The sequence below is a fragment of the Pseudoduganella sp. RAF19 genome, assembly GCF_052114165.1.
Classification (GTDB): Bacteria; Pseudomonadota; Gammaproteobacteria; order Burkholderiales; family Burkholderiaceae_D; genus Rugamonas.
Map to the genome: position 1 here is coordinate 183,945 of NZ_JBFREF010000008.1, position 25,883 is coordinate 209,827.

At 60.7% G+C, this 25,883-nt stretch carries 26 protein-coding genes and 1 tRNA gene; 15 read left to right on the forward strand and 12 right to left on the reverse strand.

Annotated elements, in window-relative coordinates; translation table 11 throughout:
• Window positions 1-8 precede the first annotated feature (8 nt).
• Both lolA and AB4Z19_RS21785 read left to right on the forward strand, forming a co-directional pair.
• The gene (gene lolA, locus AB4Z19_RS21780) at window positions 9-635 is read left to right on the forward strand and encodes an outer membrane lipoprotein chaperone LolA (RefSeq protein WP_442025445.1); all 627 of its coding nucleotides are present in this window, start codon (window positions 9-11) and stop codon (window positions 633-635) included.
• A 4-nt stretch (window positions 636-639) separates the two neighbouring features.
• Window positions 640-1,947, forward strand: coding sequence for a replication-associated recombination protein A (locus AB4Z19_RS21785; RefSeq protein WP_442035967.1), 1,308 nt, complete (start codon window positions 640-642; stop codon window positions 1,945-1,947).
• Here AB4Z19_RS21785 and pdxR (AB4Z19_RS21790) read toward each other — a convergent pair.
• A complete protein-coding gene (gene pdxR / locus AB4Z19_RS21790) occupies window positions 1,942-3,411 on the reverse strand; it encodes a MocR-like pyridoxine biosynthesis transcription factor PdxR (protein ID WP_442025443.1) in 1,470 nt (489 codons plus the stop codon). The genes AB4Z19_RS21785 and pdxR (AB4Z19_RS21790) overlap by 6 nt on opposite strands.
• 99 nt (window positions 3,412-3,510) lie before the next feature.
• Between pdxR (AB4Z19_RS21790) and AB4Z19_RS21795 the strand changes: the two genes are divergently transcribed.
• The 5 genes from AB4Z19_RS21795 to AB4Z19_RS21815 all read left to right on the forward strand — a co-directional run bounded on the left by AB4Z19_RS21795 (window position 3,511) and on the right by AB4Z19_RS21815 (window position 6,973).
• Complete coding sequence (locus AB4Z19_RS21795; protein WP_442025442.1) at window positions 3,511-4,161, forward strand: FMN-dependent NADH-azoreductase; 651 nt, start codon at window positions 3,511-3,513, stop codon at window positions 4,159-4,161.
• A 138-nt stretch (window positions 4,162-4,299) separates the two neighbouring features.
• A complete protein-coding gene (locus tag AB4Z19_RS21800; protein ID WP_442025441.1) occupies window positions 4,300-5,061 on the forward strand; it encodes an alpha/beta fold hydrolase in 762 nt (253 codons plus the stop codon).
• A 142-nt stretch (window positions 5,062-5,203) separates the two neighbouring features.
• A complete protein-coding gene (locus tag AB4Z19_RS21805) occupies window positions 5,204-5,404 on the forward strand; it encodes a hypothetical protein (RefSeq protein WP_442025440.1) in 201 nt (66 codons plus the stop codon).
• 84 nt (window positions 5,405-5,488) lie between these two features.
• Window positions 5,489-6,781, forward strand: coding sequence for a serine--tRNA ligase (serS, locus tag AB4Z19_RS21810; RefSeq protein WP_442025439.1), 1,293 nt, complete (start codon window positions 5,489-5,491; stop codon window positions 6,779-6,781).
• Between the two features lie 101 nt (window positions 6,782-6,882).
• Window positions 6,883-6,973: transfer RNA gene (locus AB4Z19_RS21815), tRNA-Ser, on the forward strand.
• Window positions 6,974-7,043: 70 nt separating this feature from the next.
• Here the strand turns inward: AB4Z19_RS21815 and AB4Z19_RS21820 are convergent.
• Window positions 7,044-8,243, reverse strand: coding sequence for an epoxide hydrolase family protein (locus AB4Z19_RS21820; protein WP_442035968.1), 1,200 nt, complete (start codon window positions 8,241-8,243; stop codon window positions 7,044-7,046).
• Between the two features lie 100 nt (window positions 8,244-8,343).
• Between AB4Z19_RS21820 and AB4Z19_RS21825 the strand changes: the two genes are divergently transcribed.
• The 3 genes from AB4Z19_RS21825 (at window position 8,344) to AB4Z19_RS21835 (ending at window position 9,713) form a co-directional block, all read left to right on the forward strand.
• Window positions 8,344-8,931: a TetR/AcrR family transcriptional regulator gene (locus AB4Z19_RS21825; RefSeq protein ID WP_442029763.1), complete on the forward strand. Its 588-nt coding sequence runs from the start codon at window positions 8,344-8,346 to the stop codon at window positions 8,929-8,931.
• 89 nt (window positions 8,932-9,020) lie between these two features.
• Window positions 9,021-9,440, forward strand: coding sequence for a MerR family transcriptional regulator (locus AB4Z19_RS21830; protein ID WP_442035969.1), 420 nt, complete (start codon window positions 9,021-9,023; stop codon window positions 9,438-9,440).
• 120 nt (window positions 9,441-9,560) lie between these two features.
• Window positions 9,561-9,713, forward strand: coding sequence for a hypothetical protein (locus tag AB4Z19_RS21835; RefSeq protein ID WP_442035970.1), 153 nt, complete (start codon window positions 9,561-9,563; stop codon window positions 9,711-9,713).
• A 177-nt stretch (window positions 9,714-9,890) separates the two neighbouring features.
• Here the strand turns inward: AB4Z19_RS21835 and AB4Z19_RS21840 are convergent, their stop codons facing one another.
• The 5 genes from AB4Z19_RS21840 to AB4Z19_RS21860 all read right to left on the reverse strand — a co-directional run bounded on the left by AB4Z19_RS21840 (window position 9,891) and on the right by AB4Z19_RS21860 (window position 15,953).
• Entirely contained in the window at window positions 9,891-11,126 is a 1,236-nt protein-coding gene (locus tag AB4Z19_RS21840; protein WP_442029471.1) for an NADH:flavin oxidoreductase/NADH oxidase family protein, read from the reverse strand.
• A gap of 78 nt (window positions 11,127-11,204) precedes the next feature.
• Window positions 11,205-11,771 (reverse strand): LuxR C-terminal-related transcriptional regulator, encoded by a 567-nt coding sequence (locus AB4Z19_RS21845; protein WP_442035971.1) that lies wholly within the window; start codon window positions 11,769-11,771, stop codon window positions 11,205-11,207.
• Window position 11,772: 1 nt separating this feature from the next.
• Window positions 11,773-13,332 (reverse strand): DHA2 family efflux MFS transporter permease subunit, encoded by a 1,560-nt coding sequence (locus AB4Z19_RS21850; protein WP_442035972.1) that lies wholly within the window; start codon window positions 13,330-13,332, stop codon window positions 11,773-11,775.
• Between the two features lie 9 nt (window positions 13,333-13,341).
• Entirely contained in the window at window positions 13,342-14,490 is a 1,149-nt protein-coding gene (locus AB4Z19_RS21855) for an HlyD family secretion protein (RefSeq protein WP_442023004.1), read from the reverse strand.
• A 17-nt stretch (window positions 14,491-14,507) separates the two neighbouring features.
• Window positions 14,508-15,953, reverse strand: a complete 1,446-nt coding sequence (locus AB4Z19_RS21860) for an efflux transporter outer membrane subunit (protein WP_442023005.1) — start codon at window positions 15,951-15,953, stop codon at window positions 14,508-14,510.
• Between the two features lie 216 nt (window positions 15,954-16,169).
• Between AB4Z19_RS21860 and AB4Z19_RS21865 the strand changes: the two genes are divergently transcribed.
• Together AB4Z19_RS21865 and AB4Z19_RS21870 are read left to right on the forward strand one after the other, a co-directional pair.
• Window positions 16,170-17,399, forward strand: a complete 1,230-nt coding sequence (locus tag AB4Z19_RS21865) for a hypothetical protein (protein ID WP_442035973.1) — start codon at window positions 16,170-16,172, stop codon at window positions 17,397-17,399.
• A gap of 3 nt (window positions 17,400-17,402) precedes the next feature.
• Window positions 17,403-18,146, forward strand: coding sequence for a hypothetical protein (locus tag AB4Z19_RS21870; RefSeq protein WP_442023007.1), 744 nt, complete (start codon window positions 17,403-17,405; stop codon window positions 18,144-18,146).
• Here the strand turns inward: AB4Z19_RS21870 and AB4Z19_RS21875 are convergent.
• From AB4Z19_RS21875 to AB4Z19_RS21890, 4 genes are all read right to left on the reverse strand, one after another.
• Entirely contained in the window at window positions 18,143-19,114 is a 972-nt protein-coding gene (locus tag AB4Z19_RS21875; RefSeq protein WP_442023008.1) for a GlxA family transcriptional regulator, read from the reverse strand. The two genes, AB4Z19_RS21870 and AB4Z19_RS21875, sit on opposite strands and share 4 nt — an antisense overlap.
• A 195-nt stretch (window positions 19,115-19,309) precedes the next feature.
• Window positions 19,310-20,728: a MocR-like pyridoxine biosynthesis transcription factor PdxR gene (gene pdxR, locus AB4Z19_RS21880; RefSeq protein WP_442023009.1), complete on the reverse strand. Its 1,419-nt coding sequence runs from the start codon at window positions 20,726-20,728 to the stop codon at window positions 19,310-19,312.
• 11 nt (window positions 20,729-20,739) lie between these two features.
• Window positions 20,740-21,717 (reverse strand): LysR family transcriptional regulator, encoded by a 978-nt coding sequence (locus AB4Z19_RS21885; RefSeq protein WP_442023010.1) that lies wholly within the window; start codon window positions 21,715-21,717, stop codon window positions 20,740-20,742.
• 121 nt (window positions 21,718-21,838) lie between these two features.
• Window positions 21,839-23,071 carry an alpha-hydroxy acid oxidase gene (locus AB4Z19_RS21890; protein WP_442035974.1) on the reverse strand — a complete coding sequence of 411 codons (1,233 nt, stop codon included), beginning with the start codon at window positions 23,069-23,071 and terminating at the stop codon, window positions 21,839-21,841.
• A 198-nt stretch (window positions 23,072-23,269) separates the two neighbouring features.
• On the opposite strand from AB4Z19_RS21890, the gene AB4Z19_RS21895 reads away from it, so the two are divergent.
• Both AB4Z19_RS21895 and AB4Z19_RS21900 read left to right on the forward strand, forming a co-directional pair.
• Window positions 23,270-23,797, forward strand: coding sequence for a hypothetical protein (locus AB4Z19_RS21895; RefSeq protein ID WP_442023012.1), 528 nt, complete (start codon window positions 23,270-23,272; stop codon window positions 23,795-23,797).
• A gap of 26 nt (window positions 23,798-23,823) precedes the next feature.
• Window positions 23,824-23,949 (forward strand): PEP-CTERM sorting domain-containing protein, encoded by a 126-nt coding sequence (locus tag AB4Z19_RS21900; RefSeq protein ID WP_442035975.1) that lies wholly within the window; start codon window positions 23,824-23,826, stop codon window positions 23,947-23,949.
• A gap of 21 nt (window positions 23,950-23,970) precedes the next feature.
• Here the strand turns inward: AB4Z19_RS21900 and AB4Z19_RS21905 are convergent, their stop codons facing one another.
• On the reverse strand, window positions 23,971-24,846 hold the full coding sequence (locus AB4Z19_RS21905) for an amidohydrolase family protein (RefSeq protein ID WP_442035976.1): 876 nt from the start codon (window positions 24,844-24,846) through the stop codon (window positions 23,971-23,973).
• A 113-nt stretch (window positions 24,847-24,959) separates the two neighbouring features.
• Here AB4Z19_RS21905 and AB4Z19_RS21910 point away from each other — a divergent pair, with 113 nt between their 5' ends.
• Window positions 24,960-25,883: a LysR family transcriptional regulator gene (locus AB4Z19_RS21910; RefSeq protein WP_442023015.1), complete on the forward strand. Its 924-nt coding sequence runs from the start codon at window positions 24,960-24,962 to the stop codon at window positions 25,881-25,883.

The following is a 25,883-nucleotide window of genomic DNA, read 5'->3' on the forward strand; positions in this document are numbered from 1 at the left end:
GGAATTTTATGAAGCTGAAAATTGTTGCGGCCCTGGCCGCGGGCCTGCTCGTTGCAGGCAGCGCCGGCGCTTCCGCGCTGGACCAGTTCAAATCGTTCGTTGCCTCGACCAAGGCGGCGCGCGGCGATTTCACGCAAAAGCTGGTGAAGAATGTGGACGGCAAGGAGAAGGTGTCGCAGCCCGCCTCCGGCACTTTCGTATTCGAGCGTCCGGGTAAATTCATCTGGACTTACCAGAAGCCTTACGAGCAGCTGCTGCAGGCCGATGGCGAGCAGCTGTATATCTTCGACAAGGACCTGAACCAGGTCACCGTCAAGAAACTGGGCAATGCCCTGGGCTCCTCGCCGGCCGCCATTCTGTTCGGCAGCAATGACCTGGAAAAAAACTTCACCCTGTCCGATGCGGGCGCCCGCGATGGCCTGGAATGGCTGAAAGCCGTCCCCAAGACCAAGGACACCAGCTTCGAGCAAATTCTGATCGGCTTGAAAAACGGCGCGCCGGAAGCGATGGAGCTGAAGGACAATTTCGGGCAGACTTCCGTGCTGGCGTTCAAAAAGTTTGAAAAAAATCCAGCACTGAACGCGACCTCTTTTAAATTCGTCATGCCGAAGGGTGCGGACGTCATCAATAATTGACGTCATGGCCGATCTCTTTTCATCCGAACCACGCCAGCCACTGGCCGAATCGCTTCGCCCCAAGACGCTGGACGAGGTGATCGGCCAGCAGCATCTGCTGGGCGAGGGCAAACCATTGCGCCTGGCTTTCCAGGCCGGCAAACCGCATTCCATGATCCTGTGGGGGCCGCCGGGCGTGGGCAAGACCACGCTGGCGCGCCTGACCGCCAATGCCTTTGACGCGTCGTTCATCGCCTTGTCGGCGGTGTTCGCGGGCGTGAAGGATATCCGCGCTGCGATGGACCAGGCGCAGCAAACGCTGGACCAGTACGGCAAGCACACCATCCTGTTCGTGGACGAGATCCACCGCTTCAACAAGGCGCAGCAGGATGCGCTGCTGCCGTTCGTGGAATCCGGCCTGGTGACCTTCATCGGCGCCACCACGGAGAACCCAAGCTTCGAGGTCAACTCGGCATTGCTGTCGCGCGCCCAGGTCTATGTGCTGAAGTCATTGACCGACGAGGAAATGCGCCAGCTGCTGGCCAAGGCGCAGAAGACGGCGCTGCAGGATATCGAATTCGAAGACGTCGCCATCGATACGCTGGTTGGCTTTGCGGACGGCGATGCGCGCCGCTTCCTCAATTTGCTGGAACAGGCGCAGACCGCCGCGCGTTCGGCGCGTGTGCAGAAAATCGACGCCAAGTTCGTCGAGAACGCGATGACCCTGAACGCGCGCCGCTTCGACAAGGGCGGCGACAATTTCTACGATCAGATTTCGGCCCTGCACAAATCCGTGCGCGGCTCGAATCCGGATGCGGCTTTGTACTGGTTCTGCCGCATGATCGACGGCGGGGCCGACCCGCGCTACCTGGCACGGCGCATCATCCGCATGGCGTGGGAAGACATCGGCCTGGCCGATCCACGCGCGCTGACCATGGTGAACGATGCTGCGGAAACCTATGAGCGGCTTGGCTCTCCGGAGGGCGAGCTGGCACTGGGGCAGGCAGTGATTTACCTCGCCGTCGCGGCCAAGAGCAATGCGGGCTACAACGCCTTCAACGCCGCCATGGCTTACGTCAAACGCGACAAGTCACGCGAAGTGCCGGTCCACCTGCGCAACGCGCCGACAAAGCTGATGAAGGAACTGGGCTACGGCCACGAATACCGCTACGCCCACGACGAACCGCATGCCTATGCGGCAGGCGAAACCTATCTGCCGGACGGCATGACGGAACCGGGCTGGTATCAACCCGTGCCGCGCGGGCTCGAATCCAAAATCGCCGACAAGCTGGCCTTCCTGCGCAAGCTGGACGAGGACGCCGGCAAATCATAAGGCCAATTGGCCGAACACTTTCTCCATATCGTCCATGCCATTGCGCATGGCGGTTTCGTCGAACGAAGAGAAACCCATCACCAGTCCCGGTGGCGCCTTCTGCTGCATGCAGTAGAAGGATACGGCGCGTGTTTCGATGCCATTGCGATTGAGCGCAGCCGCGACATCGGCGTCGTTGACGTGGGCGGGCAGGAGAACGGTGGCGTCCAGGCCCGTGCTGACAGGGATCGGCTTGAGCAAGCCGGCGAAGCGGGTTTTGCACTCGTGCTGGAAACGCCGCGCGCGTTCGGCGTACAGCAGGCGCATACGGTGCAGGTGGCGTGCGAAGTGGCCGCCGGCGATGAAGTCAGCCAGCACCGCTTGCTGATACACGGGCGCGTGACGGCAGGTGAGCGAGATGGCGGAACGGTAAGCATCCGCCATCCAGGCCGGCACAACCATGTACGCCAGGCGCAGGGCAGGGAACAGCAGCTTGCTGAAAGAGCCCATGTAGATCACATGTTCGCTGCCGTCCAGGCTTTTCAGCGCGGGCAGAGGCTGGCCATCGAAGCGGAATTCGCCGTCGTAATCGTCCTCGATGATCATCGTGTTGTTCGCTTCGGCCCAGGACAAGAGCGCGAGGCGGCGCTCCAGCGGCAGGCTGCCGCCAAGCGGCGCCTGGTGGGCGGCGGTGACATAAGCCATGCGCACATCGGGCGTGGAAGGCAAGGGAGGATCGGTGCGCAAGCCTTGCATATCGACCGGCACGCCAATGATACGCGCACCATTCAGCCCGAAAATGCGCGCCGCGCCCGGATAGCCGGGATCTTCCATCAACACCGCATCGCCGGGATCGAGCAGCAGACGGGCGCTCAGGTCCAGCGCTTGCTGGGCGCTGGAGAAAATGACGACCTGGCTCGCCTCGCACGCAATGCGCTGCGAATAGTGCAGGTGCTCGGCAATCGCCTGGCGCAGCGGCGCGTAGCCTGCCGCGTCGCCATAGTGCAGTTCATCGGCCCAGCGGGTGCGTCCATAGCGGTTGGCGAGCTGGCGCCAGGTGGCAATGGGGAAGGCCGATACGTCCGGCTGGTTGGGTCGGAAAGGCTGCAAGGGCATGCGCTGCTCGCCCATCACAAAAGGACTGCAGGCCAAACGCTTGCCTTGCTGCGACAGCCGCGTCGAAGCCAGCGCCCGCGGCGGTACGGCGGCGGGTAGGTTGGCTGGCAGATTCGGCGACACCGTGGTGCCGCTGCCCGTGGTGCCGATCAGGTAGCCCTCCGCGATCAGCTGCTCATACACGGCCAGCACGGTGCCGCGGGAAATGTCCTGTTGGCGGGCGAAATCGCGGCTGGACGGCAGACGGCGGCCGGGTGCAATGCGGCCGCTCAGAACGGCATCGCGCAGTTCGTTGTACAGCCAACGCTGCAGGGTAATGCCCTCGGGACGCAGGCCCAGTGCAAATTCCAGCTCATTGGCACGTTTCATTGCAAAGTGGCCTGGTAAAAGTTTCGATAAATGGGCATATGAATTGTACCGCATGAAAGCTAGGATGTTTCATCTCTGAAATTTCTGCAGGAATTCATCATGAAAATGCTTCTTATCGAATGCAGCCCACGCCAAGCGAACGCCAACGCAACGAGCGGCGCGCTGGGCCGCCATCTTGTGGATGCCATTACCGCGCGCAGCGGCCGTCCGGTCGAACTGATCGAGCGCAATATCGGCGCCGAGCCGCTGCCGGCCATGTCGGCCGAGTACGCGGAGTCGGTACAGCTGCCGCGCGACGAGGCGCAGGCGCGCTACGGCGCGGCGCTGGCTGTCTCCGACCAGCTGATCGCGGAACTGAAGTGGGCCGATCTGGTGGTGATCGCGTCGCCGGTCCATAACTTCACGGTGCCCGCATCGCTGAAACTGTGGATCGATATGGTGGTGCGCAACGGCGTGACTTTCCATAATACGCCGGAGGGGAAGAAGGGCTTGCTGGGCGATCGTCCAACGCTGGTCGCCGTCAGCTCGGGCGGTGCGATGTTCCGCGACCCGCCAAAGCAGCCCGACTTCTTCCGTCCTTATTTGAACGCCGCGCTGGGCGTAATCGGCATCCGGGACATCAGCTATGTGGCGGCCACCGGACTGGCCTTCAGCGGCAGCGCGATGAATGCAGTGCAATTCCAGGCGAATGCATGGATCGAAGCCAGCCTTGAAGGGTTCCTTCAGCGTTTCGACAAGACGGCCGCGTGAGCTTTGTATAACTACAACAGTCGTTTATATTGAAGCTTAGGCAGGCTTGCGGTTACAACATTTTAAAGCTGGACAGTAATAAATCCCCTGAGTATGATATTGTCATACTTTTAACAAAAAATTCTGGGGGTGTCGCAAATGATGGGGCAGCTCGTGGTTGATGGTGTCACGGTCCACGTGGAAGGCCGGGGCAATGAAACCATCCTGATGATCCACGGCTGGCCGGATGATCTGCGGCTATGGGACCCGCAAGTGGAAGCGCTGTCCCCCTCGTATCGTTGCGTTCGCTTCACGTTCTCCGGCTACCGCGGCGGCCGCGGCCGTTCGCTGGAAGACGTTACCACCATGTTCGCCGAAACCGTGCGGCTGATCAGCCCGGACAAGCCGGTCGTGCTGATGCTGCACGACTGGGGCTGCGTATATGGCTATCAATTTGCCATGCGCTTTCCTGAACTGGTGTCGCGCATCATCGGCGTGGGCATTGGCGGCTCCAGCCAGGCCTCCTTCCGCGATTCGCTGGACTGGGCGGGTCGTCTCAAGCTCGCGTTCTACAAGATGCGCCTGTCGATGGCGGCCAATAGCACGCGCGCTGAAGCGCAGAAAGTCAGCGCACATCTGAACTGTCCCTATGCCGTCAGCTGGTTCAACGACCATCCTGCGCGGCGCACGGCGCTGCCGTTCAAGCTGCGCTGTCCCATGCTGTACATCTATGGACGGCGCCGTCCCTTCCAGTTCCACACACGGAATTTCGAAGCGGCTGTGCAGGCCAAGCCAGGCAATAAGGTGCTGGCTTTCCGCAGCGGCCACTGGGTCATGCGCGAGCAGCCGGATGCCTTCAACGATGCCGTGATGGGCTGGCTGCAAACCTCCCCAACGATGCCAGAGCAGTACGTGCAATAAGACGCTTCAGGACCGCGTTTTCTGCATTTCATTCCGTGTTTTCCGCGCTCCGTCGCAAGGCGATGGCGGGGCAGGGCGCCTTTACGTACAGTGGAATCATCCAAGCAGTAATTGATTCAACTGAACCCCAAAGGAGAACATCATGAAAGCCCTGAAAAACTTCGAAGCCGCCTTCGTTATCGCTGCCGCTCTGTCGATCGTCGCAAGCTTCGCTACCGCCAGCACCCCAGTTGTTAAAGTCGCCGCCGATCCAGCAGTCGTGGCGAGCGCCGACAGCGCAATGCCAGTTGTGACCATCACCGCCAAGCGCCTGAGCAAAGAAGAAAAATCTGCACTGATCTGATGCCGGGCGCCGGAGGGCGTAAAACTCGATAGAAGTGGCTTCATCTTGGTACAATTGCTCCTTTCGACATAAGCCGGCAATGCCATGATTGACATCCAACTTCTCCGTAAAGATATTGATACCGTCGCCGCCAAACTGGCGACCCGCAAGTTCCAGCTGGACGTGGCTGGCTTCAATGCCCTGGAAGGTGAACGTAAAGCCATCCAGATGCGGACCGAGGAACTGCAAAGCAAGCGCAATTCGCTGTCCAAGCAGATCGGCATGCTGAAGGGTAAAGGAGAAGACACCTCCGCCGTGATGGCCGAAGTCGCAGGACTGGGCGACGAGCTGAAAGCGAATGAAGTAAAGCTGGGCGAAGTGCAGGAAAAGATGTCGAGCTTCCTGCAGGCCGTACCGAACCTGCCGCACGAATCCGTGCCCGCAGGGTCCGACGAAACGGCCAACGTCGAAGTGCGTAAAGTGGGAACCCCGCGCGCTTTCGACTTCGAGATCAAGGACCACGTTGACGTCGGCGCAGCGCTGGGTCTGGACTTCGACACCGCAACCAAACTGACTGGCTCGCGCTTCTCCGTGATGAAGGGCGGCATCGCACGCCTGCACCGCGCGCTCGCGCAGTTCATGCTCGACACGCACACCGAAAAGCACGGCTACACCGAGTGCTACACGCCGTACATGGTCAACGCTGATTCGCTGCTGGGCACTGGCCAGCTGCCGAAGTTCGAAGCGGACCTGTTCTCGGTGAAGAAGGGCGGCGCAGAAGGCGAAGGCGAAACCTTCTACCTGATCCCGACTTCCGAAGTCTCGCTGACCAATATCGTGCGCGACGAGATCGTGGCCGCCGATGCGCTGCCGATCAAGATGACCGCACACACGCCATGCTTCCGTTCCGAAGCCGGCTCCTACGGCCGCGACACGCGCGGCATGATCCGCCAGCACCAGTTCGACAAAGTGGAGCTGGTGCAGGTGGTGCATCCGGAGCAGTCCTATACGGCGCTGGAAGAAATGGTGGGCCAGGCTGAAACGATTCTGCAGGCACTGGGCCTGCCGTACCGCGTCATGCAGCTGTGCACCGGCGACATGGGCTTCGGCGCCGCCAAGACCTACGACCTGGAAGTGTGGCTGCCGGCGCAGAACACTTACCGCGAGATCTCGTCGCTGTCCAACTGCGAAGCCTTCCAGGCGCGCCGTATGCAGGCACGCTTCCGTAACGCTTCGGGCAAGCCTGAGTTGCTGCACACCCTGAACGGCTCCGGCCTGGCAGTGGGCCGTACCCTGGTCGCTGTCCTGGAAAACTACCAGCAAGCTGATGGCAGCGTGATCATTCCTGAAGCACTGCGCCCATACATGGCCGGTGCCGAGCGTCTGACCCCGGCCTGATGAAAACAATTTCCAGGATTTGCAGAAATTACCCTTCCATTTTGGAATAACGCTGCTATAATCTTGGTCTTCCAACGGCGACCACCGTTGCTGCAGTACCTGGAGAGGTGGCAGAGTGGTCGAATGTACCTGACTCGAAATCAGGCGTAGGGTGTCCCCCTACCGTGGGTTCGAATCCCACCCTCTCCGCCAGAACAAAGAAAAATGGGCTCCCCTGCGGAGCCCATTTTTTTTGTCCGGACGGGCGAGTGTGTATCCGGACTTACTGACCAGAGCGCTTACTGCGAAACGGCCGGAACGCCTCCCACATTTCGATGGCAAAGATCTCAGGCTGTTCGAATGCAGCGAAGTGCCCTCCTTTATCAACTTCGTTCCAATAAAACAGATTAGCCCATGCCGCTTCAGCCCACGCTCGCGGTGGCTGGAATGTCTCAGCGGGGAAGATCGTGGCGCCCATCGGAACCTGAATGCGTCCCACACCTGAACGAGCGCTTGAGAAGAAGTCTGAACTGCGGATCGTGCTGCCTACGCCTTCCCAATACAGCCGCGCACTCGAAGTCCCAGTGCCGGTAAACCAATACAGCGAGATGTCATCCAGCATCTGGTCGCGCGAGAGGGCATCTTCCGGTAGGCCCTGGTTGTCGGTCCACTCCCAGAATTTTTCGTACATCCACATCGCAAGCGCCACCGGAGAGTCATGCAGCGCATAACCGATGGTTTGCGGACGTGTATTCATCTGGTTTGCGTAGCCGGACATATTGGAAACGTATCGTTCAATATCTTCAAGCGCCTTGCGTTCCTCCTCATTCGGGTTCTCTGGCAATTCTGCTGGAACGACCATGGGCAGATTGACGTGTGCAGCCAGCAAACCCTTCGGCGCCTGACCGGCTAATGCGGTTGTAATCGCCGATCCCCAGTCTCCGCCTTGGGCTACCCAATGCGTGTATTCAAGACGATCCGTCATCAGTACCGACCAGGCCCGGGCAATACGTGCTGGATTCCATCCCAGCTCAGTTGGCTTGTCGGAAAAGCCGTAACCCGGAATCGCCGGCAGAACCACGTGGAAAGCGTCCTCAGCGTTACCGCCAAATTTTGTCGGGTCGGAAAGCCGTTCAATGACGTTCAGGAATTCGGCCACCGATCCCGGCCAGCCGTGGGTCAGAAGGATAGGCATCGCGTTCGCATGCGGCGAGCGAACGTGGATGAAATAGATGCCCACGCCGTCAATCACGGTCCGGAACTGGGGAAAGCTGTTCAGGCGCGCTTCAAACCTGCGCCAGTCGTAGGTATTGAGCCAGTAATCCACCAGGGATTTAGCCGCATTCAGTGGAACGCCCTGCGACCAGTCCTCGACGATCTCTCTATCCGGCCAGCGGGTGAGGCTTAGGCGAAGCCGCAAATCATCAATAGCGGACTGTGGAACCTGGACTTCAAATGGTGTAACGGCTGCGATATCACTCATGTAATCTCCATAATTGTAGCGGTCGCTACAATTTAAACTTCATGAGCCGGTGATGTCAATTATCTTGTAGCAGTCGATACAAATAAAGTATAGTGCCGCTATGGCACGCAAAATCACTTTCGACTATGAGCAGGCGGTGGACAGGGCGACGGCCCTGTTCTGGCAGCGCGGTTACGCGGAAACTGGTCTGCGCGATCTTCTGAAGGTCATGGACATCGGCGAGGGCTCGTTCTACAACACCCTCAAGAGCAAGAAGCAGCTGTATCTGTCCTGTGTCGACCGATACGAAGACATGGTCACGCGCCACCGCTTTGACGCTGTGCTGTCGGCCCCTACGGCTGGCGAAGGGGTACGTGCCTTTTTCCGTATGGTGCTGGACACTTTGGATGCGCCGAATACTCCGTCGCCGCTATGCATGATCGCAGCCATGCTCACTGAAGAAGTGCTGTCGGAACCAGAGTTGCGGACGCGTGCCGAAGAAGGGCTGGCGAGCGTCCAGGCACTTCTCTGCGAACGTCTGCAAAAGGATAAGGATGAGGGAGTGTTGCCTCAGTCGCTGAATCCGCAGATCACCGCGTCCGTGATCACTACCTACCTGCAGGGCCTATGGCGTATGGCGCTGTTAGCGTATGAACGGCCGCGCTTTGAACAGCAGATTGAGGCGTTCCTGTCGGGTATGGGGTTGTAGGCGTTGCTGCTGAGTAGCGCAACGCCCTGTATGACATTCAAGTTCACTTCAGGTATAAAGTTGGCAGGGGATACTTGGGTGAAAAGACGATGAAGATCGGTGACCTGGCGAAACGAACTGGCCTGACGCCGGCGACGATTCGCTTCTACGAGGCGAAGGGGCTTTTGAAGGCCGTGGACCGGAAGTCGAACGGCTATCGGGAATATCCGCTTGAAGCGGTCGCGATTTTGTCCATCATCGTCAACGCACAACAGACTGGCTTTACGCTGGACGAAATCAAGCAGGTGCTGCCTGCGGACGCCAGTGGCTGGCAGCACGATGAACTGATCGCCGCGCTCAGGAAGAAGGTTGGCGACATCGAATCAATGGAAGTTCGTCTGGCCCAGAACAAAGCACATCTGCTCACGCTGATTCAGCTGATCGACTCGAAACCGGAAGAGATGGCATGCGAGGACAATGCTGCCAGAGTGATGGATACCTTGGGCATCACCGCGCGAAAGAAATCCTGACATGCTGGCAAAGGTCCTGCCGCTGCAGGTGTGGCCGGGCAGGGGACTGGTGGCGCTCTCCGCCTATGCGTATCGGTACTGTGAGAACGACAGAGAGTCCGCGGGGTGGTGGGCTACAACTTGCCGAAGTGGCTCACCGGCATAAGCTTGCGTGAAAGCGGCAAGAGCGTTGTCTTTGAAATTGCTGATGCGGAGACGGGGAAGGCCGACGTTGTCATCGAGGGAGAGAAGCTGGGCGATATCTCCAGCAAAAGCCGTCATGGTCACGAATAACTTCACCAACCGCGATCGGGAAGGACATCTGACCCGGGAAGACGGTCAAGTATGAGTACGTACCGGAGGTCCAAAGCGCGCTTTACGCGCCGAAAGCACTGGACTGATAAAAAAAACGCGCCGCCAGCTAAGGTGGCGCGCAAAGAACCCCGCCCACCTCTGGGCGGAAACCTACGGTTACCGTCTTGAACGTTGCGCCATCCAGACGCGATATTGCCGGGCGCGGCAAGTGTTGGCGATCTGCTGCAAGACCAAGGCCTTCAAAGGCGACACCTGCGGGTCCGGATTCCTGCCAGCGCTGTGCTTATTGAGCTGGAATTTGACGGCTGCCATATTTGCCAGTGACGCCAACGCCTTGTTCTTCCAGTTGATCGGACGAAGGGCAGGCGCATTGTTTTTACCAAGCCGCCAGTCGCGCGGCAGGTGAGGGTCAATGGCCAGCGCCGTGCCTATGCCGATCATGTCCAATCCGCTTGCTACGACCTGTTCTGCAACCTGTCGACGCCGAATCCCGCCGGTCACCATGACCGGCATTTTCGCGACGGTCTGGATATCACGGGCGAATTCAACAAAATATGCCTCCCGTGCGAGTGTGCGGCCGTCGCGCGCGTCGCCCTGCATGGCTGGCGCTTCGTAGCTGCCGCCTGACAGTTCAACCAGGTCGACGGCCAGATCGTTAAGAAGTTGCACTACCTGCTTGGCATCGTCCGCACTGAAACCGCCTCGCTGGAAATCGGCGGAATTGAGTTTGACCGCCACCGTAAATGCCGGCGAAACAGCAGCACGAACGGCTTTGACAACGTCCACCAATAATCTTGCGCGATTCTGCAATGACCCGCCCCACGCATCGGTGCGCCGGTTAGTCAGTGGGGACAGGAACTGGCTAAGCAAATAGCCGTGCGCGGCGTGAATTTCTACCCCCGTGAATCCGGCCAGCTCGCCCAGCCGCGCGGAATTGGCGAAGCGCCGAACCACGTCCTCGATAATCTCCTGCGTCATCGCCTGAGGAGCGTTGAAGTGTTTGGACATTTTTCCCAGATCGATGGGGACTGCGGACGGCGCCCACGTATCCTGTCCAAGATTGGCGGGCATTTGCCGGCCCGGGTGATTAATCTGCAGCCAGAACTGCGCGCCCTTGGCCCGTCCAATTTCCGCCCAGCGCTTGAATTTCCCGATCTGTTCATCATTCTCCAACACGACGCCGCCAGGTCCCGTCATCGCCCGGCTGTCGACCATCACGTTGCCGGTGATGAGCAGGCCCGCACCGCCGTCGGCCCAGGTTTGATAGAGGCGCATCAGCTGATCGGACGGACCGTGCTCGGCGTCGGCCATGTTTTCTTCCATGGCGGCTTTTGCGATCCGGTTTGGAATGGTCGTACCGTTTGGCAGGACAAGCTTGTCAAATACTTTCATGTTGACTCCTCAGTTTGAATCTGCCCGTACTGTAAGGTTGAAGTGAACTTGAAGGTCAAGTGATATTTGCAGGCCATTTCATTCCATTGTCAGCAACCCCCGCTGATTGGCGACTGCAACGGCCTGCGTTCGGGCAGAGACGTCCAGCTTGGACATCATGTGTTTGAGGTGGCTCTTGACGGTTTGTTCCTTGATTCCCAATTCGCGGGCGATGGCTTTGTTGCCGTAGCCTTTTCCCAGCAATTGCAGTACATCCGACTCGCGGCAAGTAAGTTCGGCGCGGCTCCAGCTGTTGTCGATGATCCGTTTTGCGTCCTCGCTCAAGTAGCTTTGGCCGCAGCTCAGCGCCGTGATCGCTGGCTTGAGCTCATCGAGCACGCAGTTCTGCAGCAGGTAACCGTGAATGCCGGATTGCAGGGCGCGCCGTATTTCGCCTTCTTTGTTGTAATGCGTGATGACCAGGATGCGGGCCTGATCGAATTCGCGGCGGCGTGTCAGGTCCAGACCTCGTTGATAGTCGGCGATCACGATGCCGGGCCCCTGTTCATCGTCGCGGCAAAGAATCACGCCGGCCAGGTTATCGCAAAGCGTGGCGAGGCCGATGTTGACGATCGGGTCGCTGTGTATCAGGCGTATTCGAGTCATATCAGTGTGCAGCGGAAGCTGCGTCGGACATTTGGCCACGCACTGGTTTGGTCAGCCAGATCAGCGGAATGATGGCGATGAAGATCACGCCGGAGATCCAGAACACATCGTCCAGTCCCAGCATCGCGGCCTGCGCTACGACGCTTCTTTCGAAGCTGGCATAGGCCTGTTGTGGATTCACATGCAGCGCGGTTTGCAGCTGTTGCAGGCTGTCGGTGAACAGGGGATTGTTGGCGTGCGCCTGGTCGATCAGCCGCGCGTGGTGCAGGATGGAGCGGTTATTCCACGCCGTGCTGGCGATGGCCGTGGCAGCTGCGCCGAAGAACACGCGCACGAAGTTCGACAAGCCGGCGGCGGCGGGGATCAGCTCCGCCGGAAGGCCAGACAGGATGATGGCTGTCAGTGGCACGAAGAACAGCGCCATCGGTATACCTTGCAGCAGCGTTGGCAAAATCAGCGTCCACAAATCCACATCAAGGAAGTAGTTCGAGCGCAGGAAGAACACGACGGCGAAGCCGACGAAGGCCGCCGTGCCGAGCACACGGGCATCCGACCGTGGCATGAGTTTGGCCATGACGGGCGCCAGCAGCACGGCGAAGACGCCCAGTGGCGCGGTGGCCATGCCTGCATCGACAGAGCGGTAACCCAGGTATTGCTGCATCCACTGCGGCAGCAGCACGAGGTTGGCGAAGAACACGCCGTATGCGACGGAGATCGCCACCGTCCCGCCAAGGAAGTTCCTGCCCATGAACAGGCGCAGATTGACGATGGGGTGCGCTTCGGTCAGTTCCCAGATCACGAAGAAGGTGAAACTCAGCGCGGCGAAGATGGCCAGGCCGACGATCAGCGGCGACTGAAACCAGTCCAGGTCCTTCCCCTTGTCGAGCATGATCTGTAGCGAGGCGACCCAGGCCACCAATGAGGCCAGGCCCACGGTATCGAAAGGAAGCTTGCGCGAAGGCGTGTCGCGATCCTTGTAGATGGCCCAGGTCACGGCCGCGGCGAACAGGCCGACCGGCACATTGATGTAGAAGATCCACGACCAGGAATAGCGGTCCGTCATCCAGCCGCCGAGGGCAGGGCCGGCGATCGGGCCGACGGTCGCAGTCATCGACCACAGTGCCAGTGCCAATCCGCTCTTGGCCTTCGGATAGGAGCTAAGCAGGATGGCTTGCGACAGCGGGATCAAAGGCCCGGCGACCGCGCCTTGCAGCACGCGCGCCGCCAGCAGCACGGGCAAAGTCGGCGCCACGCCGCATAGCCAGGACGAAATTACAAACAGCAGAATGGCGGCGACAAACAGCTTGATCTGGCCCATGCGCTGCGTTAGCCAGCCGGTCAGCGGGATCGACACGGCGTTGGCCGCCGCGAACAGCGTAATCACCCAGGTGCCTTCGTCCACCGATACGCCGAGGTTACCCGAGATCGTGGGAATGGCCACGTTGGCGATGGACGAATCCAGCACGTTCATGAAGGTGGCGAGCGCCACTGCGAAAGTGGCCAGCACCAGCCTGCCGCCTGTCAATGGCGGCGGGTTCCCTGGTTTGATGGGAGTGTCCATGAGGGCTCCTTAATGCACGCTCTGGTTGCCTGCAATGATGGCGGCAATTTCCGCGTCAGCTTCCTTGCCGTAGTTGTCGAACACGGACGTCTGGAAGCTGGTGCGCGCCGCAGCGAGCTGGGAGCCATTGCGGTCATGCGTGTCGACTTCCACTGCCATCGACAGGCCGATGCGCAGTGGATGATCTTTCAGCTCTTTCGGATCGAGCGCGATGCGCACCGGAAGGCGCTGTACCACTTTGATCCAGTTGCCGGTCGCGTTCTGCGCCGGCAGTACCGCAAACGCGCTGCCCGTACCGGCCGAGAAGCCGATGATCTTGCCGTGATAGTCAACGTCTTTGCCATACAATTCCGCGTGCAGGGTAACCGGCTGGCCGAGATGGACTGCCTTCAGCTGGCTCTCCTTGAAGTTGGCGTCCACCCAAACGCCATCGAGGGGAACGATCGCCATCAACGGCGTGCCTGCTGCCACGCGCTGGCCCAGTTGCACCGAGCGTTTGGCGACATAACCTGTCACAGGTGCCGGAACATTACTGCGCGCATAGGCCAGATAATCGGCGCGCAGACGGGCCGCAGCTGCCAGAACGCTGGGATGTTCGCCGATGTGCTGCTGCGTGGTTTGCGCGCGGTTGGCGGCAAGTTGCTGCTGCGCCGCAGCCAGCGCTGCCTTGCGTTCCCTGATGGCGTCGCGTGCGTGGCCAAGGTCTTCGGCCGACACTGCGCCTGCCATATCGGCTGACTGGCGGCGTTTCAGATCATCCTCGGCGCGCGCCAGTTCGGCCTGGCGCTGGGTGATCTGCGCGCTGAGCGTGCTGTTGTTGACGTACAGTGTGCTGACCTGCTGCACGGCTTGCGCCAATGCTGCTTTGGAGCGCTCCAGTTCAATGCGGGTATCGGCCGCGTCCAGCTTTACCATGCTGTCGCCGCTTTGAACGATCTGCGTATCATCGGCAAAGATGCCCACGACGGTGCCGCCGATCTGGGAGTTCAACTGCACCAGATTGCCGTTGACGTAGGCGTCGTCCGTCTCTTCGAAATACTGGCTGTAGCTGAAGTAGTAGGCTGCCCAGGCGACAGTGGCGCAGACGGTTGCTGCGCCCAGGATGATCAGGGCGACGCGGCGTTTGGATTTAGGAGCGGTTTGGACTTGGTCGTTCATGATGTCATCTCTTGAAATTATTTTGCGGAGTTTTCGTTGTCGCCGAAGCCGCCACCCAGTGCGGCGGCGAGGCCGATTTGCTGATCGCGGCGGGCATTGCGCAGATTGGCCATGGTCTGTTCGGCGGCAATGACGTTAAGGCGTGCCTGCAGCTCGTTCTGCTGCGTGCTGAGTCCCGCCTTGTACTGGCTGGCGGCCAGCTGCCAGTTGCGCCGGGCGGCGTCGCTGGCGGATTGCGCATCGTTCAGTTGCACGTCGGTGCTGCGGATGCGTGCCACTTCGGTCGCCACCTCGGATAAGGCTGTAATCAGCGTTTGGTTATAGTTGGCCACGGCGTAATCGAAATCGGCGTAACGGCCCTTGAGCTGGGCGCGCAGGGCGCCGCTGTCGAAGATCGGCAAATGCACGGCAGGGGCGGCCGACAAGCTGCGGCTGGACGCGTTGAGGAAGCGGCCGAAGCCAAAGGAATCCAGGCCAACCGCGGCGCTCAGGTTCAGGTTGGGATAGAACTCCGCCTTGGCCACGGAGATGTCTTGCGTCCGGGCGTCGACAGACCAGCGCGCCATGGCGATATCGGGACGGCGCGATACCAGGTCCGCCGGCAGATTGTCGGGCAGACTGTCCTGTTGCGCGTTGCCTTCAGCGAGCGCAGGACGTGCGATGAGCAGGCCGCGATCGGGACCCGCACCCAGCAAGGCGGCCAGCTGGAAGCGCACGTCCGTGATTTTGCCATCCAGTGCCGCCAGCGAGGTCTGACTGCTGGCGATGGCGCGGTTGATGTTCTGTAGTTCGACTTCGGTTTCCAGACCGGCGCGGGTGCGCGCGGTGCTTAACTGGCGTAGTTGCTGGCGCTGTGCGATGTCGTCGGCCGCCAGGTCGCGCTGTTGATAAAGGCCGGCCAGCTCATTGTAGGTGTGGGCGATGGCAGTGCTCAGGGCCAGTTTTACCTTTTCTTTTTCTGCTTCGGCGTACAACAGGCGCGAAACAGACGCCCGCTCCGCCGCGCGGTGTCTATCCCACACGTCCAGTTCATGGGAAGCGCTCAGCAGCGCCTTGTTCTCGGTCTGGTAGGAACCTGCGACCGGCGGCGGCACCAATGCATTTGATGTGTAGCGTTGGCGCGTGACGCTGGCGTCCAGATTCACCTTGGCGCCGGCCGCAGCGTAAGTGCTGTCGCTATAGGCTGCTGCTGCGGCGACGCGCGCCTTGGCCTGATCCAGGGTGGGACTGTTCTTCAGTGCTTCGGCAATCAGGGCGGCCAGCTGCTGATCGCCGAAGCGGCTGGCCCAGTCGGCCGAGGGCCAGTGCCCATGCTCATCAGCCAATGCTTGAGATGCAGCGTAGTCTGCTGGCTGGGCGGTTTGAGCGCTGCTGCCGATGCCTTTATAGCTGACGCAACCCGGCAGGACGGCTGCCGTGGCCAGCGAGAGCAGGAGTGAAACGGCCTTTTTCTGAGTTCGCATGATCTGACTTAATCGGGTGAAGGAAACATGGCCGCCAGTGTAGAGCGGCGATCAACAAGGAGGTAGGCATGCAATAGGCCGCACGGTGGTGCATGGAACGCACCAATCGCATCGGTGCGGTGAAGTCAACACGATGGTGCTTCCCACATGCCTAGCGCTACGCGACAGCCATTCCTACAATTAATTCGTGGTCAATAACTTAATGAGGAGCTATTCATGCGTACTACTGTAATCACGCTGGCCTGCTGTCTGGCTGCGTCCAGCGCCGCCCATGCGGCCGATGTCAAATCCATTTCCCGCCTCGCTGCAGGACCGGATAATGTGCTGTTTGTCGCCGACTGGAAGGCGGCGAAGGTGCACGCGCTTACCCTGCCGGCTGCGCAGCAAAAGCCGAGCGGAACGCAATTCAACATTCTCGATCTCGAAGGACTGCTATCCAAACAGGTCGGCGGCGGAAAAATTACGGTTGAAGATATGGTTGTGCGTCCCGGCACGGCGGAAGCCTATGTCGCGATCAGCTATGGCGCTGCGAAGACACCCGCACTGTTTGTGGTCACGAGCGACAACAAGGCCCGCCGCATCGATCTGAAAGCGGCGAAAGCTACGTCGGTGGCGCTGCGCAATGCCAATACATCGGACTACAAAATCTGGAAAGAGACACCGCAGCGCAGCTTCACGGTGACCGACATGAAGTGGCGTAACGGCGAACTGTTCGTGGCGGGTCTTTCCAATCAGGACTTCGCTTCAACGCTGCGCCGGGTCAAATATCCATTCGGCGCCGATCAGTCGATCAGCTCTGTGGAGATTTATCACACGGGTCACAATCTGGTGGAAACCCGTGCACCGATTCGCGCGATGAGCTTTGCCAACTGGGGCGGCAAGTCCTATCTGGTGGCTGCCTACACCTGCACGCCCGTGGTCCTGATTCCGCTCGACGATCTGAAGGATGGCGCCCACATAAAGGGCAAGACGATCGCTGAGCTAGGCTATGGCAACACGCCAGCCGGCATGATCTCGTACTCCAAAACCGACAATGGCAAGACGGAGGATTACCTGCTGCTGGTGAATTTCGAGCGGGTGTCGAACATCATTCCGGTATCGCAGCTGGAAGCCGCCGATGCCCGTCCTGGTCTGGAAAAGCCTGTGCCATATGGCCAGATTGCCGGTCTGGATGTAGCGCAGGCCCCGCTGGTAGGCGCTCTGCGGCTCGATAATCTGGACGACAAGTCCTTCCTGCTGGTGCGCCGCTTCCTTGAGAAGGACACGCTGCAGCTGGTTTCCGTCAGCAAGGAGCTGAGCTTCCGCCTGAGTGACCACCTTTCGGAATACGCTTTCCCTGACTTCCGGTTCAAGGACAACGCCTTCCAGCTCCAGTATGTGAAACCTCGTCTGGATCAGATCATGAAGGATGAAGGCTTCCCTGATCTGGTCAAGGCATCGGAGTAAGCCATGCGCCTGCTACAGTGGATTGGCATCCTGGCGTTTGCGGTAGCCGCCAATGCGGCGCAGGCCGAAGCGCGCATCTTGCTGGTGCATCCGTCCGCGCCACAGATACCAGCCAATCTGCTGCGCATCTCCATCGAGTTTGCAGCACCGATTGAAGGACCGGTGCTGCCCAGGCTCGCTCTGATGCACGCGGACGGTGCTGCGATTCAGGAGCCGTTTCTGGAACAGGAACTCTGGTCGCCGGACGGCAGGATTCTGACGGTGCTGCTGCATCCGGGCCGCGTCAAGAGCGGCTTGAATGCGCACGATGAACTGGGGCCGATTCTGGCGGAGCAGGATGATGTGGTTCTGACGCTGGACGGGGCGCCTGTCCGGCAGTGGCACGTCGGCGCGGCCAAGACAGACGGGCCGGCAGCATCGGCCTGGAAGCTGTCGGCAGTGCACAGGGCATCCAGGCAAGTGCTTGTTGTGACACTGGATGGACCCATCGATGGCAGGGATGCGGGCTATCTGGCCATCGTCGATGGGCATGGCCGGCGAGTCGAAGGGCGTGCCGGGCTCCAACAAGGCGAGAGCGTCTGGACCTTTACGCCGCAGAAGCCGTGGCGCGCCGGGAAGTACCAACTTGTTGTACGCGGCACCCTGGAGGACGCCGCCGGCAATCGCCTGAACGGCCACTTCGAAACTTCCGCGGATATGCCGCGCGGCCCAGCGGCCGATGAAGCCGTGGCGTTCTCAGTCGACTAAGCGTCGCTGACTTCGCGCGTGAATCGCTTGCGGTATTCCGTAGGCGCGATACCGAGATTGCGCTGAAACGTCACGCGCATTCTCTCCTCATCGCCGAAACCGGTCGCACGGGCGATCTGGCCCATGCTGCGGCTGGAATCTTCCAGCATCCGCTGCGCTGCTTCGAGCCTGAATACCTCCACCGCCTTGGCGGGAGAGCGGCCGGTTTTCTCCTTGTAGACACGGGCGAAGTTACGCGTACTCATATTCGCCCGTTCAGCGAGATGTTCGACGGTCAGCGTCTGGCGGCCAAGGTTGTCGGCGATCCAGAGATGCAGATCGTCGAATGCCACGCTGTGCTGGGTTTGCGCTTGCAGCAGCATGCTGAATTGCGATTGGCCGCCCGGACGCTTCAGGAAGACGACCAGTTCTCTTGCCACTTCCAGCGCGATTTCGCGGCCGCAATCGGCTTCGATCAAGGCCAGCGCGAGATCGATCCCCGTTGCCACGCCGGCGGACGTCCAGATCTCGTCCTGTTGGACAAAGATCGCATCGGAGTCGACTTCAATGGCGGGATAGCATTCCCGGAGCACGTCGCACAAACTCCAGTGCGTGGTCGCGCGTTTCCCTTCCAGTAGTCCCGCCTTCGCCAGTAGAAACGCGCCGCTGCCAAGTGCCGCTGTGCGGCGCGCTATACCGTAAGATAGACGCAGCCATTCCACCAGTTCCGCCGACTGCTCCACTGAGGGAGCGATGTCCTGGCAGCCTGGGATAAAGATGGTGTCAGTCTCATTCACGGCGACATCGACCAGGGCCGAAGTGTGCAGCGCCACGCCTTCCAGCGCGGGCACCAGGCCCCCGCTTACGCTGGCAGTGCTGCACTCATAGCTCGCCAGTCCACGCTTCTTCAAACGTTGCGATGCCAGCCAGAATACGGTTTGCGGGCCGGCCAGGTCGAGCATCTGCATGCCGGAAAATGCGATAAACAAAATGTGCCGCTTCCTGTTGATCGAAACTGGCTTGATTTCCGGGGTGTCTACCATTTACGCTTGATTCTTCCACTACAAATTACGGCCTCAGTAGCTGGGGCCTGCCGGACGCAATAGTGCCATGAAGCGCGAATTGAAGTAGTCCAATGTCTGGGCCATGAATCGACTTTTCAGTTGATCCATCGGGGTGCCCGCTTATTCATCCATGATGCGTGCGATACGCTGCCCCAGTTCGGCCGCTTGTGCGGCGGAGCTGATATTCGTGAATCCCAGCAGAAGACCGCATTGGCCGGGCGAACCGGCGTACCACTCGGATAGTACCTGCGGCGCCATGCCGTCTCCGCGCATGCGGTCGGCCAGCGCTTTATCRCTGCCATCGGCAGTCAGCGCCAGAAGATGCATGCCGCCATGCTGCGGCGCGAACTGCAGCCGGTCGCCGAGGACACTGCTCAAACCATCAATGGCAAGCTGGTGCCGTTCGCCATACAGCTCGCGCATGCGCTGCACGTGGCGCGAGAAATACCCCTCCAGCATGAAATTGCTGACGATCGTTTGCGTGAGCACCGGACAGCCGGTCGCGATCACGCTGCAGGTATTCTCGAAGATGTCGACCAGTGCCGGTGGCACGACGACGTAGGCCAGACGGATGGAGGGGAACAGCACTTTGCTGAAGGTGCCGCAGTGGATCACGCGGCCCGCAGTACCGCAGCTGGCGAGCGCCGGCAAGGGACGGCTGACATAGCGGAATTCGCCGTCGTAATCGTCCTCGATCAGCCAGGCCTGCTTTTGCGCGGCCCAGTCCAGCAATGCGCGGCGCCGGCATGCGGACAGTGTGGCGCCCAGCGGCGACTGATGCGCGGGCGTGACGACGGCAGCACGCGCATCCGGCGCCAGCGACAGGCCAAACGGCACCGCCAGCCCTTCCTGGTCAACAGGAACCGGCACCGGCATCAGGCCGGCGCCGCGCAGCAAGGCAACCGTGGGTGGATAGGCCGGTTCTTCGATCCAGACCTGTTCGCCGGGCGCGAGGAGGGCGCGCATGACTAGTTCCATTGAGCTGCGATAGCCGGACGTGATGAAAACCTGCTCCGGTGCGCAGTCGATGCCGCGTCCGATCTTCAGATATCCTGCGATGGCGCTGCGCAGTTCGGGCGCGCCAAAGCACGATTCCTTGACCATATGATGCAGCTGCGTGGCGCGTGCCGCACGCGCAGCCAGCCGCGCCCAGGTCTTGCGCGGGAAGGCGTCCAGCGCAGGCAGCCCCATTTGAAAGGGTCTGGGTTTCGAGGCGCCGCCATCCATTTCACGCGGGGCGGGGCGCGTACGCACAGGCTGGCGCGTCTGCGCAGCGGAAGCCAGTCTGCCTGCAATCACGCAACCGCCCTGGCCGCGCGCTTCCACATAGCCCTCTGCGATCAGCAGCTTGTACGCCGTGGCGACAGTGCCGCGCGCGAGCCCGAGTTCCTGTGCCAGTGCGCGCGTGGCCGGCACCCGGTCGCCGGGCCGCAGCAGGCCGGTTTCGACAGCCTCGCGTACGCGCTGATGGATCTGCCGGTATAGCGGGATCGGGCTATTGCCATCGAGCGTAAGGTGCTCTTTAAATTGTAGATGCATGCGGACGGACGTTAATGCTGGGCGTGATGAAGGTCGCCCCAGTTATAGAGATCCATGGCGCGGATGGCCTGGGTCATGTAATCGACGAAGACCCTGATGCGGGCGGGCAGGTGATGGCGGCTCAGGAAGCAGATGAAGTGGCCGCGATCGTCCGGCGCATATTGGGCCAGGCACACCACCAGCTCGCCGGAGCGCAAATGATCGCTGATCTGGTAGCCCGCCAGCTGGGCCACACCTTCGCCGCGCAGCACGGCTTGCAGCACCAGGTCCGGATCGTTGAAACAATGCGATGCCTTGGGGGCCACTTTCTGCATATGCCCCTGGACCTTGAATTCCCATTCATAGATGCGGCCGGAGGCTAACCGCAAATTCACGCAGCGATGGTTCGCCAAATCCTCGATACATTGCGGAAGGCCGTACTGCCGGGCGTATTCCGGTGAGGCACAGATATGCATCTGCATCGGAACCAGTTGTTTGGCCACGACCTGGCCATCGTCAACCCGGCCATTGACGAAGGAAATGTCGATACGGTCCGAAACGAAATTGGCCTGTTTTTCATCCAGTATCAAATCCAGCGCGATATCGGGATACTGGTCGTAGAAGCCGCGCAGCAAGGGCGCCACGATCTTCCGGCCAAAGCCCGCCGTTGCGCTGATGCGTAGCTGTCCGCGTGGCGAGCAGCTACGCAGCGCCTGCATCTCTTCGACAGAGCGGATGATGCATTCGACGCCGGGCCGGCACGATTCATAGAACAGCTGCCCCTCGTCGGTCAGCGAGGTGCTGCGCGTGGTGCGCTGAAACAGGCGCGTATTGAGTTGCTCCTCCAGGCGCTGAACGCTGCGGCTGACCGCCGAGCGTCCGATGCCAAGCCGATGTGCGGCGCTGGCAAAGCTGCCTTCATGGACCACGGTAATGAATGCGATGACGCCAGCATAAGTCGTCGAAAAGCTCGCGGCGAGGGGATCGCTACTGTGTTGTTCAGGATTCATGTTCAGCGAGGCAGATAACACGGGGGACACGCTGAAATTGTAGGAGCGCTGATCCGGGAAAAAGTGCCAAATTTCCCGGATTTTATGCCAGCGCCATTAGGCATTTAGTGAGAGGGAGAGCTCATGCCTGAAGGCCGCTGATGACTGAGGCCGCGGTGATTTGCTTCAGACTGGTGGGGCCCGCCTGGCGCATGATGGTTTCGAACTCACGCTGTAGAATGGAGAGAACCGCTTCCACGCCGGGCTGGCCGAATGCGGCCAGGCCCCAGCAATAAGGCCGCCCGATACCGACAGCGGTAGCGCCCAGTGCCAGCGCCTTGTACACATCGGTGCCGCGCCGCACACCGCCATCAACCAGCACCGGCACCTTCCCGTCGACGGCCTTGACCACGGCGGGCAGGGCGCTGATGGTGGATTGCAGGCTTTCTTCGGCGCGTCCGCCGTGGTTGGAGACGATGATGCCGTCCACGCCGGCCCGCACCGCCTTCTCCGCATCTTCGGCCGTCATGATGCCCTTCAGGAGAATTTTCATTTTGGTGCTGTTACGGAGCTTGTTGACGAACTCCCAGGTCATGCCGGTGCCATACAGATTGGTGACCTTCGATACGTCAACGCCCTGGAACATGGGCTTGCGCGACACCTCATTGGCGAAGCCGCCGCCGTGGCAGGCGATGCAAGTGCGGTCGTCGTTGCGGCGCAGGCGGAACAGGGTTTGCGTATTGCGTCCACCCTGGCGATCCACGGTCAGCACCAGCGCCGGCGTGCCTGCTGCCTCGGCCTTCCTGATCAGGGCCATCGTCACGCCCCAGTCGTCGGTGGGATACAACTGAAGCCAGACCGGCGAGCCATGTTCCTTGCTGACGTCCGCGATCGCAGAATTGCCGACCGTCGACAGAATCATATGCATGCCCTTTTTGCGGGCCGCGCGTGCAACGGCTATTTCGGCGTCGGCGTGGAATGCACCCTGGCTGCTGACCGGGGAGAGGAAGATCGGACTGGCGTATTCCAGGCCGAACAAATGCATGCGCGTGTCGATCTTGCGCGCATCGATCAGGCGGCTAGCCTTGATGCGCACTTTGGCGTAGTCCTCGCTGTTGGCGCGCAGGGTGGCGTCGCCATCGACGCCGGTCGCCAGGTAGCCGTAGTGCGCCGGCGGCAGGGCCTTGCGGGCGGCGGGTTCGAAATCGAATACGTCCAATGCATCCTCGGGCGAGTCGATGATGTCGCCGATCTTCTTGGTTTGCGCGCGCAGTACATCGTAGCTCTGCGCCAGTGAGATCGAGGGAAGTGCGGCAAACAGCGGGCTGGAGGCCAGGTAGCGCAGCAATTGGCGGCGGGCGTCGATATGATTCATGTCCATGTCCTTTGATGGCGTTCAGATGAAGTGCAATCGATTCTAGGATTTGGACCGGGCGGCCGGTAGGCATGCGGCGGGCAGCACCATGGTGCATGGCGCACACCAATCATGGCCCAATGCGAAAAGCGGAATATGGCTCTAAAGTTGCCGCGCGAGTTGCCGCACAATGGGTGGACTCAACAACTCGGGCGTCCTATGGTCAACTCCATTTCTTCCAATCCGGCGGCGCATCCAGCCAACACCGCGCGCAAGCAGCCTTCCGTTTATCAGGCCCAGGCCGATTCAGCCAAGGCCGACGCCGATGCAGCCGCACTCGCCGCGCAGAATGCCGCCGGTGTCGCCAGTCTGGCGGCCAAAGGATTCACGCTGACCGTGCGCTCCTTCGCCGGTGACTACAAGGACAAGGTGCTGGCCGACGTCGACAAGGACCAGGACCATATGATCTCGGCCGCAGAACTGGGCAGCCAGGTGCAGGCCGGCGGCGGCAGCGCACAGGACACCGCGGCGCTGTATGCCGCCATGGACATGGACAAGGACGGCAAGGTGACCGCAAAAGAATTCGAAGACAGTCTCCCTGATCCATTCAGCAGCGCAGCCTTCATCAAACGATTGAACTCGCTGGTTGCCAAGGATTCGACCAAGCCTGCCGACGTGATGGCGCTGTACCGCGCGCAGGCCGACAGCGACAGTACGCCAGCCTTACTGGCGGGCCTGGCAAAATAACTTGTGCCGTAAATGTGAAAATTCACTTGGCTGACGTTGCCGAAGGCGCTGCAGCAGCCGTACCTGAGCCGGCCGCCATCGCGCTGATGGTCCCGGCCCTTGGCCTGCTTGGCGTCATGTCGCGTCGCCGCCAGCATGGTGCGGCACGATAAGCCCTTCGAGGGCAGACGGCCTTACAGTGGGTCGAAGCCGTAGAGCTGCGCCGGGTTGTCGACCAGGATCTGCTTCTGGATTTTCTCGTCGTGGGTGTAGGCGTAGAACAGGTTGACCAATTCGCCGTCGTTCGGCATGTCCTTGGAAATGTTCGGATGGGGCCAGTCGGTGCCCCACAGCAGGCGTTCCGGCGCGGTGGCGATCAGTTGCTGCGCGAAAGGAATCGCGTCCGTGAAGGGGCGCTTGCCGGCGGATACACGCTCCGCGCCGCAGATCTTCACCCAGGCCAGCGGGTTCTCGCGCATCAGTTGCAGCAGTAGCTGGAAGGGACGCTGTTCCAGTCCCTGTTCGGCGCGCACGCGGCCCATGTGGTCGATCACGAAAGGCACGGTAATCTTGCGCAGCAGGTCCTGCTGTTCGGGGATGTTCTCCGCATCGAAGTGCAGCACGATGTGCCAGCCCAGAGGGGCGATGCGTTTTACCATCGTTTCGATCACCGACACGTCCGGCACGCCGCCCAGGTGCTTCACGAAATTGAAGCGGATGCCGCGAATACCGCCTGCATGCAGGTCGGCCAGCGCATTGTCTGTAATGTCCGCATTCACATTCGCCACGCCGCGATAGGCGCCGTTGCTGGACTTGATGGCGTCCAGGGTGACGGTGTTGTCGGTGCCGTGGCAGCTGGCGTGCACGATCACGGCGCGCGAAACGCCGAGGCGGTCATGCAGCGCGCGCAGCGCCTCTACCGGCGCATCCGGCGGCGTATAACTGCGGTCGGGCGCGTAAGGGAATCTGGACGCAGGGCCGAACACATGGCAGTGCGCATCGCAGGCACCGGGCGGCATGCGGTAGGCCGGTTTGACGGGGTTCGGATCGGGGGGCAGGCAAGTTTTCATAAGGCGTTTTGAGTAAAGATGATTCTGTGAGGCTGATTGTGCCCACCATGCCGACTCGTTACAATGGCAATACCTCACTAGCTAATATGCGATTTCTGCATAGCTGAACCGCCATGAATCTCGACCAGCTCGAAGCCTTTGTCCACGTCGCTGAATTGAACAGCTTTACCCGCGCATCGGCCATTCTGGGCCGCACGCAGCCCGCGCTGAGCCGGCTGGTGCGCCAGCTGGAAGTGGACCTGCGCCAGAACCTCTTGCGCCGCAACGGCCGCGGCGTGGTGCTGACGGAAGCGGGCAGGGTGCTGCTGGAGCACAGCAAGGGCATCCTGCATCAGGTGGATAGCGCGCGGAATGCGCTGAACAATTTGCAGGGATCGCTGGACGGGCATTTCCGCATTGGCCTGGCGCCTAGCGTGGCACGCTTTGCCACGCTGGCGCTGGTGCATGGCTTCCGCGAGCAATTCCCGCAAGCCAGCATTACCGTGTCCGAAGGGCTGTCCAGCAATCTGGCGGAATGGCTGGCGATGGGCAGGATCGATGCCGCCATCATGTACGACACCGGTGAAACCGCGCTGGTCGACAAGCGCGTGCTGTTCACGGAAGAGATCTTTCTGATCAGCCGCCGCGACGCCAAGGTGCCGTCTTCCATCACGCTGGCAGAGCTGCATAAATATCCCCTGATTATTCCGGGCCGCACGCACGCGATCCGCACCCTGGTGGAGATGTATGCGGCGGAGCGCGGCGTGCAGCTGAATATCGCGCTGGAAATCGACGCCGTGCCGCCGTTGCTGGATCTGGTGGACGAGGGCTTCGGCCACGCCGCGCTGGCCTTGAACGCGATCCTGGCCGACCCGCGCAAGGACCGCTTCCGCTGCACACGCATCACCGATCCTGTGATTCAGGGGCGTATGGCGATCGCCACCAGCAACCAGCACCCGATGTCGCGGCTGGCCACGCGCGCGGTGGCCATGCTGGAGAGCGAAATCATGCCGCTGTATGAAGCGCGCCAGAAAAATATCGACGCTTACCTGGGCTGA

Excerpts from the sequence above, each read along its gene's own strand:
- lolA (WP_442025445.1), top strand. The coding sequence starts at position 9 with ATGAAGCTGAAAATTGTTGCGGCCCTGGCCGCGGGCCTGCTCGTTGCA.
- AB4Z19_RS21785 (WP_442035967.1), top strand. The coding sequence starts at position 640 with ATGGCCGATCTCTTTTCATCCGAACCACGCCAGCCACTGGCCGAATCG.
- pdxR (WP_442025443.1), bottom strand. The coding sequence starts at position 3,411 with ATGAAACGTGCCAATGAGCTGGAATTTGCACTGGGCCTGCGTCCCGAG.
- AB4Z19_RS21795 (WP_442025442.1), top strand. The coding sequence starts at position 3,511 with ATGAAAATGCTTCTTATCGAATGCAGCCCACGCCAAGCGAACGCCAAC.
- AB4Z19_RS21800 (WP_442025441.1), top strand. The coding sequence starts at position 4,300 with ATGATGGGGCAGCTCGTGGTTGATGGTGTCACGGTCCACGTGGAAGGC.
- AB4Z19_RS21805 (WP_442025440.1), top strand. The coding sequence starts at position 5,204 with ATGAAAGCCCTGAAAAACTTCGAAGCCGCCTTCGTTATCGCTGCCGCT.
- serS (WP_442025439.1), top strand. The coding sequence starts at position 5,489 with ATGATTGACATCCAACTTCTCCGTAAAGATATTGATACCGTCGCCGCC.
- AB4Z19_RS21820 (WP_442035968.1), bottom strand. The coding sequence starts at position 8,243 with ATGAGTGATATCGCAGCCGTTACACCATTTGAAGTCCAGGTTCCACAG.
- AB4Z19_RS21825 (WP_442029763.1), top strand. The coding sequence starts at position 8,344 with ATGGCACGCAAAATCACTTTCGACTATGAGCAGGCGGTGGACAGGGCG.
- AB4Z19_RS21830 (WP_442035969.1), top strand. The coding sequence starts at position 9,021 with ATGAAGATCGGTGACCTGGCGAAACGAACTGGCCTGACGCCGGCGACG.
- AB4Z19_RS21840 (WP_442029471.1), bottom strand. The coding sequence starts at position 11,126 with ATGAAAGTATTTGACAAGCTTGTCCTGCCAAACGGTACGACCATTCCA.
- AB4Z19_RS21845 (WP_442035971.1), bottom strand. The coding sequence starts at position 11,771 with ATGACTCGAATACGCCTGATACACAGCGACCCGATCGTCAACATCGGC.
- AB4Z19_RS21850 (WP_442035972.1), bottom strand. The coding sequence starts at position 13,332 with ATGGACACTCCCATCAAACCAGGGAACCCGCCGCCATTGACAGGCGGC.
- AB4Z19_RS21855 (WP_442023004.1), bottom strand. The coding sequence starts at position 14,490 with ATGAACGACCAAGTCCAAACCGCTCCTAAATCCAAACGCCGCGTCGCC.
- AB4Z19_RS21860 (WP_442023005.1), bottom strand. The coding sequence starts at position 15,953 with ATGCGAACTCAGAAAAAGGCCGTTTCACTCCTGCTCTCGCTGGCCACG.
- AB4Z19_RS21865 (WP_442035973.1), top strand. The coding sequence starts at position 16,170 with ATGCGTACTACTGTAATCACGCTGGCCTGCTGTCTGGCTGCGTCCAGC.
- AB4Z19_RS21870 (WP_442023007.1), top strand. The coding sequence starts at position 17,403 with ATGCGCCTGCTACAGTGGATTGGCATCCTGGCGTTTGCGGTAGCCGCC.
- AB4Z19_RS21885 (WP_442023010.1), bottom strand. The coding sequence starts at position 21,717 with ATGAATCCTGAACAACACAGTAGCGATCCCCTCGCCGCGAGCTTTTCG.
- AB4Z19_RS21890 (WP_442035974.1), bottom strand. The coding sequence starts at position 23,071 with ATGAATCATATCGACGCCCGCCGCCAATTGCTGCGCTACCTGGCCTCC.
- AB4Z19_RS21895 (WP_442023012.1), top strand. The coding sequence starts at position 23,270 with ATGGTCAACTCCATTTCTTCCAATCCGGCGGCGCATCCAGCCAACACC.
- AB4Z19_RS21905 (WP_442035976.1), bottom strand. The coding sequence starts at position 24,846 with ATGAAAACTTGCCTGCCCCCCGATCCGAACCCCGTCAAACCGGCCTAC.
- AB4Z19_RS21910 (WP_442023015.1), top strand. The coding sequence starts at position 24,960 with ATGAATCTCGACCAGCTCGAAGCCTTTGTCCACGTCGCTGAATTGAAC.